Below are 11,728 nucleotides of genomic sequence, written 5' to 3'. Positions count from 1 at the left end.
GAAACATTAGCAGGTCTTAACTGCCGAACCAGATCGTCGCGGATACCGCAGGCAGCGCCAGCACGCCGTCCTGTATCGTCGCCTTGCCCTCTTTATTCTTCCACGCAGCCACCTTCAGCAGCGGTGAATCATCCAGCACCACTTCGCAGGCCTCGCCCCGGTTAACGGCGACCAGCACGCGCTGCTGATTGTAGACGCGAGCAAACACCACGACGTTATCGTGCGCATAGACTACCTGACAGCCGCCGTAGCGCAGGGCAAGACTCTGCTTACGCAGCTTCGCCAGCCGCTGATACAGGCTGAACAGCACTTTGTCATGCTTCTCTGGCTCCCACGGGAAGGTTTTGCGGCAGAAAGGATCGTTGTTGCCGTCCAGCCCCACTTCGTCTCCATAATAGATGCACGGCACGCCCGGCCAGGTGAAGAGCCAGGTCACCGCCAGCGGTAGACGCGCAACATCCTTGCCGAGCAGGGATTTAAAGCGAGCGGTATCGTGGCTATCGAGCTGGTTGAACATCCGCAGCTGCTGCTGATGGGACAGACCGGCGCGATAGTTCTCCATCCACGCCATGCAGGTTTCAGCGTCGATATGATTCGGATCGTAGGAGATATCGGTGTTAGCGAGGAATCCCCACAGCGGGAAGGTAAAGCCGCGATAGTTCATCGCCGCATCTTCCGCATCGTTCTGCAGCCACTGGCGCGCGTCGCCAAAGTGCTCGCCAAAGACGAACGCCTCCGGCTGGGCCGCTTTCGCCGAGCGCGTAATCCCGGCGACGTGCTGAAGGTTATTCCGCGCTCCGCCGGCTTCACCGAGCATATGCACCACGTCCAGCCGCCAGCCGTCCATATTCCACGGCGCCTTCAGCCAGTGACGGACGATGCTGTCTTCACCGCCGTAGATTTCATTCACGAGCGTTGGCGACTGGAAATCCAGCTTCGGCAGGCTCGCGTAGCCCAGCCAGTCCAGCGCGCGGCCCTCCTCGTTAAAGCTGTACCAGTCGCGCTGCGGCGAGTCCGGGTTATGACACGCCCCGCCCATCGACTGGTTATGGCGGTCAAACCAGGCGTGCGAATCTCCACTGTGGTTGAACACGCCATCCAGAATCAGGCGCATGCCTTCGTTTTGAGTGTTCTTTCGCAGGCGCAGCAGCGCCTCGTCACCGCCAAACTGTTCGTCAACGTGGCGATAATCTTCGGTATCGTATTTGTGCACGCTCGGGGCTTTAAACACCGGGTTGAGATACAGCGCCGTCACGCCGAGCTTTTTCAGGTACGGCAGCTTTTCGCTGATGCCGTCGAGATCGCCGCCGTAAAACGTCGAGCCGCCAGCCTGCGCCGTCACCGGGTCATTCCACGCTTTCATAATGACGTCGTGACCCGCCGCGTGGTGGTAATAAACCTTATCCTGCTGCGCAGTACGCTTTTCGCTGCGCGCAAAACGGTCCGGGAAAATCTGGTAAAACACCTGATCGTTAACCCACTGCGGGCCGTTATCCGGGTAATCGACCGCAAACTGCTCCAGCCGTGCGGGCGGGAAACGGCTAAACCCCTGCGGGGTAAACCACAGCTGGCGGTTATTCCACAAAAGCTTAAAGCTGTAACGGCGGCGCGGCTGCCCAGTATTCAGGTCGATATTCGCCCGCCACGCCGTGATTCCCGGCTGCGGCTGGCTGCGCAGCTTGTGCATTTTCAGGCCGGTCTCTTCGTTATCTATTTCGGCGCGGAGCGTCACGCGTTCAGGCTGATTTTCCCCCGCCAGCCAGAGCGTAATCACAAGGTTGTCTTTGTTTTGCTTAACAAATGGGGCAACCGGAAGGTGCCAGGCGTTTAACATCACGAATCCCCTCTGATGAAATTGACGTCACCTTGCCACAGGGTGGTTAAGGATAGCTCATCACGTTCGGGATTATTGGGGGAGGAGAAAGGAGGATGAGGCAAAATTCCCTCTCCCAAGGGGAGAGGGGAAAAGGATATTACTGCGCTTCCGCCAGCTGACGGTCACGGCGGCATTTAAACATCCAGCCCACCAGCAGCAGGACGATCCACGCGCAGCCCACGTACAGGGAAATGCGGGTATCCGGATGGTAGCCAATCAGGCCAATGATAAACACCAGGAAGATCAGCCCGACGACGGTCGTCGCAACGCCGCCCGGTACTTTGAACTTCAGCGCTTTCGCCTCATCCGGCGACAGACGACGGCGGAACGCAATCTGCGACAGCAGGATCATAATCCACACCCACACCGTCGCGAAGGTCGCCAGCGATGCGATCACCAGGAAGACGTTCTCCGGCATGATGTAGTTCAGGTAAACCGAGAACAGCAGCGCTACGGTCATCACCACAACGGTTACCCACGGCGTGCCGCGGCGTGAGGTTTTGGCGAACACCTTCGGCGCACTGCCCTGCTCCGCCATGCCGTGCAGCATACGGCCCACGCCAAAGACGTCACTGTTGATCGCGGAGAGTGACGCGGTGAGCACCACAAAGTTCAGAATGCTGGCCGCAAAGGCAATTCCCATATGCTGGAAGGTCAGAACAAACGGGCTACCGTTGGTGCCGACCTGATTCCACGGGTAGATGGACATAATCACGAACAACGTGCCCACGTAGAACACCAGAATACGCATCGGCACCGAGTTGATGGCGCGCGGAATGGATTTCTCCGGATCTTTCGCTTCCCCGGCGGTGATACCGATAATCTCGATACCGCCATAGGCGAACATCACCATCTGCAGCGACATGACCATTCCGAGCCAGCCGTTACTGAAGAAGCCGCCGTTGCTCCAGAGGTTATGGATGCCGGTCGGCTGACCGCCGTTACCGATTCCCCAGATGATGATGCCGAAACCGGCCACGATCATGATGATGATGGTGGCGACCTTGAAGAAGGAGAACCAGAATTCGAGCTCGCCGAACACCTTCACGCTCATCAGGTTGACGGCGCAAATGATCAGCACCACGCTCAGCACCCAAATCCAGTGCGGCACCGCCGGGAACCAGACGCCCATATAGATGCCAAACGCCGTCACGTCGGCAATCGCCACAATCAGGATTTCAAAGCAGTAGGTCCAGCCGGTGATAAACCCGGCCAGCGGGCCGAGGTTTTCCTGCGCGTAGCGGGAGAAGGAGCTGGCGGACGGGTTGTGAACCGACATTTCGCCGAGGGCGCGCATGATGATATACGCCGCCACGCCGCCGATGATGTACGCCAGCAGAACGCTGGGACCGGCCATTTTGATGGCATCTGCCGAGCCATAAAAAAGACCGGTGCCGATAGCAGAGCCCAGCGCCATAAAGCGGATGTGGCGCGTGCTCAATCCACGTTTAAGTTTGTTAGTGCTTTCCATTTAAATCTTGCCATTCAACACGAAAAAAACAAAAAACCACGGGGCCTTAAGCCCCGTGGTTAAACAGTTTGTTGCCGTTGATTAATGAGCGTTCGATGCAACCTGACGCCCTGCAGCACGGTCCCAGATAATCGCCAGAACCAGTGCAACAACGGTAGGCATCAGCCAGGCCAGACCCTGCTCGGACAGCGGCAGACGCTGTGTCCATGCCGGCAGTATGTGCGCGAAAGCTGATGCTTTAATCCCGTCAAGGATACCAAAAATCAGGCTGATAAACATGGCTGGCGCAATAATTCGTGAAGAGTTGTTCCACCACGGGCGAGTAAAGCTCAGCACCACCAGCACGATACACGGCGGGTAAATAGCCGTCAGCACCGGAATAGAGACCTGAATCAGGTGGCTCAGACCGAGGTTGGACACCGCCATGGAGAAGATACCGAGGATAAACACCAGGGTGCGGTAAGAGAGCGGCAGATACTGTGCAAAGAACTCTGCGCAGGCGCAGGTCAGGCCAACCGCCGTCACCAGACAGGCAAGGAAGATGAGCGCTGCCAGCAGCATACTGCCCGCACCGCCGAAGGTGTGCTGAACGTAGGCGTGCAGGATAGCCGCACCGTTGGCGTTCTGATCGACCAGCATGGCGCTGTCGGAGCCCAGACGGAACAGCGCCAGATACAGCAGCGTCAGCCCCACGCCGGCCATCAGGCCAGCCCAGATGGTATAGCGGGTCAGCAGACGCGCTTCGGTCACACCGCGGGAACGCGCAGCGTTAACGATAACGATACCAAACACCATCGCGCCCAGCGTATCCATCGTCAGGTAGCCGTTCACAAAGCCGTTAGAGAACGCGGCATTTTTATAGGCGTCCATCGCGTCGCTAATCGGGCCCGCTGGCCAGACGATGGCCGCAACAGCCAGAACAATCAGCGCCACAATTTTCAGCGGAGCCAGGAAGTTACCCACGGTATCCAGCAGCTTGCCCGGATAGAGGGAAACCAGAATCACGATCGCGAAGTAGATCAGGCTGTAGATAAACAGCGGCATCGCACCGTCACCGGTCAGGGGAGCAATACCCACTTCGAAGGACACGGTTGCCGTACGCGGGGTCGCAAACAGCGGGCCAACGGCCAGATAGCAGACGGTTGCCAGCAGAACGCCCGCCACTTTGCCAATCGGGGTGCTGAGGCTATCCACACCGCCGCCGACTTTCGCCAGCGCGACGACGGTCAGAACCGGCAGACCCACGGCAGTAATCAGGAAACCAAACGCGGCGGTCCAGACGTGTTCACCCGCCTGTAAGCCAACCATTGGAGGGAAAATGATGTTGCCTGCGCCAACGAACAGCGCAAATGTCATAAAGCCCAGCGCGATGATGTCACGCGATTTTAAGTGATGGGTCATAAAACCTTACTGCCTGTGGATGTGGTGTTGAAAACATTGAGATTTTCGATATCCCTGACGGGACGATACAGCCGAAAATTTGCTCAATTTCAGCGGGAAATGCTCCCGTCCTGGCGTGGAGAAGAATAGTTTTTCGATTTACCACGCAAATACAGTCGGTCTGACAGTATCTGGGGCGCAATTTAAACGCTTATAACGTTTAAAGGCAAGGTGGGATCGTAAAACCAGAACAATATGCCAGCATGAAAATACACGTCAGAACAATACGCTATTTATAAGAAAAACCCATGGCTAATCATGCGAACAAAAAACAGTCAGCCGTATAAAATTCATCCGCGTTTCGCTTGACTGCAAAGCAAACGGGCCAGCAGACGCTGACCCGTGGAAAGGTAAAATGACACGCCTGCCGTCAGGCGATCTTTTTGGCAATTAATCGTTCCGGAATAACGAAACTGAAGCGGGTTCCTTTACCCAGCGTACTCTGAATATCGAGACGGCTTTCATGGTGATTCACCGCGTGTTTCACAATTGCCAGCCCCAGGCCGCTTCCGCCTGTTTGCCGGGATCGCGCTTTATCCACACGGTAAAAGCGCTCGGTCAGACGCGGAATATGCTCAGGCGCGATCCCCGGCCCGTTGTCTTCCACGCTAAACTCAGCCCCCGTTGGGGCATGGTGCCAGCGCACCACGATATTCGTCCCCTCCGGCGTATGATTCACCGCGTTATACACCAGGTTGGAAATGGCGCTCCGCAGTTCATCTTCGCTGCCCAGCACCTTCAGCGTATTGTCGACCTCAAAAGTCAGGTGATGCTTTTTGTGGCTTAACGTCTGCGCTTCACGCTCAACGACCCGCAGCATCATCGGCACATCAATGGTGTCATTTAGCGCGAGCGACGGCGCCGCTTCAATCTTCGAGAGCGTCAGCAGCTGCTTCACCAGCCCTTCCATCCGGTGCGTTTGCTCGCGCATGGTGTGCAGCGCTTTTTCACGCGGCGCGCCTTCAAGCGTTTGCTCCTGCATCATCTCCAGGTATCCCTGAAGCACGGTCAGCGGTGTACGCAGTTCGTGACTGACGTTGGCGAAGAAGTTGCGACGCGCCCCTTCCAGCTGGTGCATCTGGGTGACATCGCGCGCCACCATCAGCCACTGTTTATCGCTGTAGGGCATCACGCGGATTTCCAGATGGCGACCATTATTGAGCTTCAGATTATGCGGGCGGGTAAAATCACGCTTTTTCAGATACAGCGTAAATTCGGGATAACGCAGAAGGTTGAGGATATTCTGACCATTATCATCGGGCCAGCGCAGGCCCAGCAGCTGTTGCGCAAGGCCGTTACACCAGAAGATCGTCCCTTCTTCGGTCGTCAGAATAACGGCATCCGGCAGCGACTCTGCACCGCTGCGAAAACGCTTAATCAGGCTTCCCAGCTCGCGGCGACGCTTTTTATTACGCATCTGCATCTGATGCAGACCGTACAGCAGCGGCTCCCAGCTGCCGCTTCCCGGCGGCGGCGTCATACTTCGGTCAACCCACAGCCACCAGGAGAGGCGCAGCAGGTTCCAGAAATGCCAGATCAGCAGCCCGGTGACCGACGCCAGCAGAAACCACGGCAGGTGTCCAAGAAAGGCCCCCAGAAGGAAGGCCGGAATACAGCATAAGATCAGTTCAAAGACGAGCCTTTTCCATGACAGACGTTCCAGCACGCGTCACACTCCTGTCATTGTTCAGAAACGGGTAGAAAAACGATAACCCGTGCCGCGGACCGTCTGCACCATGCGATCGTGGCCGCTCAGTTCCAGTGCTTTTCGCAGGCGGCGAATATGTACGTCAACCGTCCGGTCTTCGACATACACGTTAGTTCCCCAGACGTTATTCAGCAACTGCTCGCGGCTGTAAACGCGTTCCGGGTGGGTCATAAAGAAGTGCAGGAGTTTAAATTCGGTAGGCCCCATGTCGAGGGGATTCTCACCGGTCATGACGCGGTGTGAGGTGGGGTCAAGGCTCAGCCCCTGCATCTCAATCACCTCTTCCACCGCCATCGGCGAAATACGGCGCATCACGGCTTTAATGCGGGCAACCAGCTCTTTTGGAGAGAACGGTTTAGTAATGTAATCGTCCGCGCCGGTCTCCAGACCGCGCACGCGATCCTCTTCTTCTCCGCGCGCCGTGAGCATCACAACCGGGATGTCGCGGGTCAGCGCTTCACGCTTCAGGTGTTTGATAAACTGCAGTCCGGAGCCGCCGGGCAACATCCAGTCCAGCAGAATCAGATCGGGCCAGGGTTCATTCAGCTGGTTCACTGCGCTGTCATAATCTTCCGCTTCAACCGGCTGGAAGCCGTTTTGCTCGAGCACGAAGCACACCATTTCACGAATTGGAGCTTCATCTTCTACGACCAGAATACGTCTCGCCATACTTTGCCCTGTCTTATCTTATTTAAGTTACAAGTTTGTAATTCGGCGCCATTATGCGTCAGATTTATGACAGATTTATGAAAAACAGTACCACGATAACGGGCAAACCGTTGTTTTATTACAGCGGTTATTTTCCCGTCTCTGAACGTTTATAATCCTGCTTTCTCTTTTTTGCCACGGATCAGCTATGCGCATACTTCACACCTCGGACTGGCATCTGGGTCAAAATTTTTACAGCAAAAGCCGTGCGGCTGAACATGAAGCCTTCCTGAACTGGCTGCTGAAAACGGCCCGGACGCACGAGGTGGACGCGATTATTGTGGCGGGTGACATCTTTGATACCGGCTCGCCCCCCAGCTATGCGCGTGAACTGTACAACCGCTTCGTGGTGAATTTGCAGCAAACCGGCTGTCATCTGGTGATTGTCGCCGGCAACCATGATTCCGTCGCGACGCTCAATGAATCTCGTGACATCCTGGCATTTCTCAATACCACCGTCGTCGCCAGCGCCGGGCACGCCCCGCAGATCCTGAAAAAACGCGACGGCACGCCGGGGGCGGTGCTGTGCCCCATTCCGTTTTTGCGTCCGCGGGACATCGTGCAAAGCCAGGCGGGGCTGTCGGGTGCGGAAAAGCAGCAGCATCTCCTGCAGGCCATCACCGATTATTATCACCAGCAGCACGCCGATGCCTGCGCCCTGCGCGGCGACCAGCCGATTCCGGTGATTGCGACCGGGCATCTCACCACCGTCGGGGCCAGTAAAAGTGACGCCGTACGTGACATCTATATCGGCACGCTGGATGCCTTTCCGGCGCAGAACTTCCCGCCAGCCGACTACATTGCGCTCGGACATATTCACCGGGCGCAGATCGTCGGCGGCAGCGAGCACATCCGCTACTGCGGCTCGCCAATTTCGCTCAGCTTTGACGAAACGGGCAAGGCCAAATCCGTCCATCTGGTGAGCTTTTCCGACGGAAAACTTCACGCCGTCGAGACGCTGGAGGTCCCGGTCACCCAGCCGCTGGCGGTGCTGAGGGGCGATCTTGCCGCCATTACCGCCCAGCTTGAGCAGTGGCGCGGAACAGCGCTTAACCCGCCCGTCTGGCTGGATATCGAAATCACCACCGACGACTACCTGCACGATATGCAGCGTAAAATACAGGCGCTGACGGAAGATTTACCCGTCGAAGTCTTACTGGTACGCCGCAGCCGCGAGCAGCGCGAGAAAATTCTGTTAAGCGCTCAACGTGAAACGCTCAGTGAGCTTCGGGTTGAAGAGGTGTTTGAACGCAGGCTCTCGCAGGAGGAAATTGACGACGCGAAGCGCGCAAGACTCAGCGAACTGTTCAGCCATACCCTGCATGCGCTCAATGATGAGGAAGAAAACGCATGAAAATTTTGAGCCTGCGCCTGAAAAATCTCAACTCCCTCAAGGGCGAGTGGAAAATTGACTTTACCGCGGAGCCGTTTGCCAGCAACGGGCTGTTTGCCATTACCGGCGCGACCGGGGCAGGTAAAACCACCCTGCTCGACGCCATCTGTCTGGCGCTTTATCACGAAACGCCGCGCCTGCAGAAGGTCTCTCAGGCGCAAAACGACCTGATGACGCGCGACACCGCCGAGTGCCTGGCGGAAGTGGAGTTCGAGGTAAAAGGCACCGCCTATCGCGCATTCTGGAGCCAGAACCGCGCGCGCAACCAGCCGGACGGCAACCTGCAGGCGCCGCGCGTGGAGCTGGCGCGCTGCGAAGATGGCAAAATCCTGGCCGACAAAGTGACGGATAAACTGGAGCAAACCGCTGCGCTCACCGGGCTGGACTATGGCCGCTTCACCCGCTCGATGCTGCTCTCACAGGGGCAGTTTGCCGCCTTCCTTAATGCCAGGCCGAGCGATCGCGCCGAGCTGCTGGAAGAGCTGACCGGCACCGAGATCTACGGACAGATTTCCGCCATGGTGTTTGAAAAACATAAAGCCGCCCGCAGCGTGCTTGAAAAGTGCGAGGCGCAGGCGGCGGGCGTCGTGCTGTTGAGCGAAGAGCAACAGCAGCAGTTGCAGCAAAGTTTGCAGGCGCTTACTGACGAAGAGAAAATCCTGCTGGTTCAGCAGCAAAGCCAACAGAAAGATTTTCAGTGGCTTACGCGCCATGATGAGCTCGTGCTTGAGCAACAGCGCGTCACCGCAATGCAGCAGCAGGCGCAACAGGCGCTGACGAACGCTGCGCCAGAGCTGGCAAAGCTCCAGCTTGCCCTGCCCGCCGCCCAGCTTCGACCGCTTTGGGCGCACCAGCAGGAGCAAACCGCGCGCCTGACGCAAACCCAGCAGCGAATTGTTGAAGTAAATACTCGCTTACAAGCCAAAACCGCACTGCGCGCGCGGATCCGTCATACCGCCCAGCGTAATCATGAGCAGCTTCAGACCGAACTGAAGGCGCTGGCGCAGTGGCTGGCGGAGCACGAGCGCTATCGCCTGCTGGGGCAGGAGATTGCCGGCTGGCGTGCCCAGTTCTCACAGCTTAACCGCGACAAAACGCAGTTAGCCTCGCTTGCTGCGCGGATGGGTGAACTACGCAACAGGCTGGCTGAGATGCCGGAAAATGCGCTGACGCTGACGGCGGATGAGGTCAGCGCGGCCATGGAGCAGCAGTCACGGTCACGCGCGCTGCGCCAGTGGCTAACGTCGCTGCATGCCCGCTATCAGCCGCTGCAAAAGCGCCTGCGCCAGAGCGGTGAAAGCGTGCAGAAGGCCCAGGCCGATCAAAACAAACTCAATGAAACGCTGACGCTGCGTCGCCAGCAGTACAAAGAGAAACACCAGCACTTTCTGGATCTTAAAGCCCTCTGCGAACGCGAAGCGACGATTAAAGACCTGGAAAGCTATCGTTCCCGGCTTGAGGCCGGCAAACCCTGTCCGCTGTGCGGCTCCAGCGAGCACCCCGCCGTTGCGCAATACCAGTCGCTTGAGCTGACGGATAACCAGCGCCGCCGCGATGTCCTGGAAAAAGAGGTCGCCGCCCTTAAAGAGGAAGGCCTGCTGGTGCTGGGACAGGTTAATGCCCTGACGCAGCAGATCCAGCGCGAGACAGACGAAGCGCAGACTCTCTCTCAGGAAGAGCAAGCACTCACTAAAGAGTGGATGGAAGCCTGCACTTCCCTGAACATCGCGTTGAATATTCAGGAAGATATCACGCCATGGATGAACGAGCAGGAACAGTACGAGCGCCAGCTTTATCAGCTCAGCCAGCGTCTGACCCTGCAAAACCAGCTAAACGAGCAGGAAGTGCAGGAGCGACAGTATCAGCAGCAGCTGACGGCCGCGCGCCAGGCGCTGGAAAACACCCTGCTCTCGCTATCGCTTAACGTACCTGAAGACGGCAATGAAGCCGCCTGGCTGCACGCCCGCGAAGCGGAATTCGCGCAGTGGCAGGAGAAACAAACGCAGCACGGCGTGCTTCTGGAACGCATAAACGCGCTGAAGCCGCTGCTCGACACGCTTCCGGAAACGAACGGCGAAGAGGCCGAACCGGCCATTCCTGACGGCTGGCGCGACGTTCACGATGAATGCGTGTCGCTACAAAGCCAGCTCAGCGCGCAGCAGCAGCAGGAAAAGCTGGAGCAAGAGCGCCTGCAGCAGTCGCAGACGCAGTTCACCACGGCGCTCGCAGCGAGCTGCTTTGCCGATCGGGACGCGTTCCTTGCCGCGCTGCTGGATGACGACGCTATTCGCCACCTCGAACAGCTGAAGCAGTCGCTGGAAAGCCAGATACAGCAGGCCGCGGCCCTTTCCGGCCAGGCTAACCAGCAGCTGCAGGCTCATCTGGCGCTGCGGCCGGAAGGGCTCAACGCAGATGCTCCTGCGCTGCAAAGCCAGCTGCAGCAGCTGGCGGAAAGGCTTCGCGAGAACACCACGCATCAGGGCGAGATCCGCCAGCAGCTTAAGCAGGACAGCGATAACCGTCAGCACCAGCTGGCGTTGATGCAGCAAATTGAAGAGGCCGCGCGCCAGGCGGACGACTGGGGTTATCTGAACGCGCTGATCGGCTCCAGCACCGGCGACAAGTTCCGTAAATTCGCGCAGGGGCTGACGCTGGATAATCTCGTCTGGCTTGCTAACCAGCAGCTTAACCGTCTGCACGGGCGTTATCTGCTGCAGCGCAAGGCCAGCGACGCGCTGGAGCTGGAAGTGGTCGATACGTGGCAGGCGGACGCGGTTCGCGATACCCGAACGCTCTCGGGCGGCGAGAGCTTCCTGGTCAGCCTGGCGCTGGCGCTGGCTCTTTCCGATCTGGTGAGCCATAAGACGCGGATCGATTCCCTGTTCCTGGATGAAGGGTTCGGCACGCTCGACAGTGAAACGCTGGATACCGCGCTGGATGCGCTCGACGCGCTGAACGCCACCGGGAAAACCATCGGCGTGATCAGCCACGTAGAGGCAATGAAAGAGCGCATTCCGGTGCAGATCAAGGTGAAGAAAATTAACGGGCTGGGTTATAGCAGGCTGGATAAGGAATTTGCGGTGGATGGAATGGTAGGTCGGTGCGGTCTGATGCCCTCACCCTAGCCCTCTC

The 11,728-nt window shown here is 57.8% G+C and carries 7 protein-coding genes; 2 read left to right on the top strand and 5 right to left on the bottom strand.

The annotated features are described in order from the left end of the window. Positions 1-16: 16 nt before the first annotated feature. From malZ to phoB, 5 genes are all read right to left on the bottom strand, one after another. Positions 17-1,834: a maltodextrin glucosidase gene (gene malZ, locus EnteroDNA1_RS18680; RefSeq protein ID WP_069303727.1), complete on the bottom strand. Its 1,818-nt coding sequence runs from the start codon at positions 1,832-1,834 to the stop codon at positions 17-19. A gap of 139 nt (positions 1,835-1,973) precedes the next feature. Then, positions 1,974-3,347, bottom strand: coding sequence for a proline-specific permease ProY (proY, locus tag EnteroDNA1_RS18675; RefSeq protein WP_063429228.1), 1,374 nt, complete (start codon positions 3,345-3,347; stop codon positions 1,974-1,976). A gap of 81 nt (positions 3,348-3,428) precedes the next feature. Continuing rightward, the gene (gene brnQ, locus EnteroDNA1_RS18670; protein ID WP_024906795.1) at positions 3,429-4,748 is read right to left on the bottom strand and encodes a branched-chain amino acid transporter carrier protein BrnQ; all 1,320 of its coding nucleotides are present in this window, start codon (positions 4,746-4,748) and stop codon (positions 3,429-3,431) included. 409 nt (positions 4,749-5,157) lie between these two features. Then, positions 5,158-6,453: a phosphate regulon sensor histidine kinase PhoR gene (gene phoR / locus EnteroDNA1_RS18665; RefSeq protein WP_058841165.1), complete on the bottom strand. Its 1,296-nt coding sequence runs from the start codon at positions 6,451-6,453 to the stop codon at positions 5,158-5,160. Positions 6,454-6,474: 21 nt separating this feature from the next. Beyond that, complete coding sequence (gene phoB, locus EnteroDNA1_RS18660; RefSeq protein ID WP_008503265.1) at positions 6,475-7,164, bottom strand: phosphate response regulator transcription factor PhoB; 690 nt, start codon at positions 7,162-7,164, stop codon at positions 6,475-6,477. Between the two features lie 187 nt (positions 7,165-7,351). Here phoB and sbcD point away from each other — a divergent pair, with 187 nt between their 5' ends. Together sbcD and sbcC are read left to right on the top strand one after the other, a co-directional pair. After that, on the top strand, positions 7,352-8,557 hold the full coding sequence (gene sbcD / locus EnteroDNA1_RS18655) for an exonuclease subunit SbcD (RefSeq protein ID WP_069303726.1): 1,206 nt from the start codon (positions 7,352-7,354) through the stop codon (positions 8,555-8,557). Continuing rightward, the gene (gene sbcC / locus EnteroDNA1_RS18650) at positions 8,554-11,721 is read left to right on the top strand and encodes an exonuclease subunit SbcC (protein ID WP_069303725.1); all 3,168 of its coding nucleotides are present in this window, start codon (positions 8,554-8,556) and stop codon (positions 11,719-11,721) included. Before sbcD ends, sbcC begins: the two co-directional genes overlap by 4 nt. Positions 11,722-11,728: the final 7 nt, after the last annotated feature.

Source organism: Enterobacter sp. HK169, from assembly GCF_001719105.1.
GTDB lineage: Bacteria > Pseudomonadota > Gammaproteobacteria > Enterobacterales > Enterobacteriaceae > Enterobacter > Enterobacter asburiae_B.
Note: the sequence above shows the minus strand (reverse complement) of the source record. Positions and strands in the feature narration are given on the sequence as shown.

Bases quoted from the DNA above. Each gene is read 5' to 3' on its own strand.
- malZ (WP_069303727.1), bottom strand. From the start codon at position 1,834: ATGTTAAACGCCTGGCACCTTCCGGTTGCCCCATTTGTTAAGCAAAAC.
- proY (WP_063429228.1), bottom strand. From the start codon at position 3,347: ATGGAAAGCACTAACAAACTTAAACGTGGATTGAGCACGCGCCACATC.
- brnQ (WP_024906795.1), bottom strand. From the start codon at position 4,748: ATGACCCATCACTTAAAATCGCGTGACATCATCGCGCTGGGCTTTATG.
- phoB (WP_008503265.1), bottom strand. From the start codon at position 7,164: ATGGCGAGACGTATTCTGGTCGTAGAAGATGAAGCTCCAATTCGTGAA.
- sbcD (WP_069303726.1), top strand. From the start codon at position 7,352: ATGCGCATACTTCACACCTCGGACTGGCATCTGGGTCAAAATTTTTAC.
- sbcC (WP_069303725.1), top strand. From the start codon at position 8,554: ATGAAAATTTTGAGCCTGCGCCTGAAAAATCTCAACTCCCTCAAGGGC.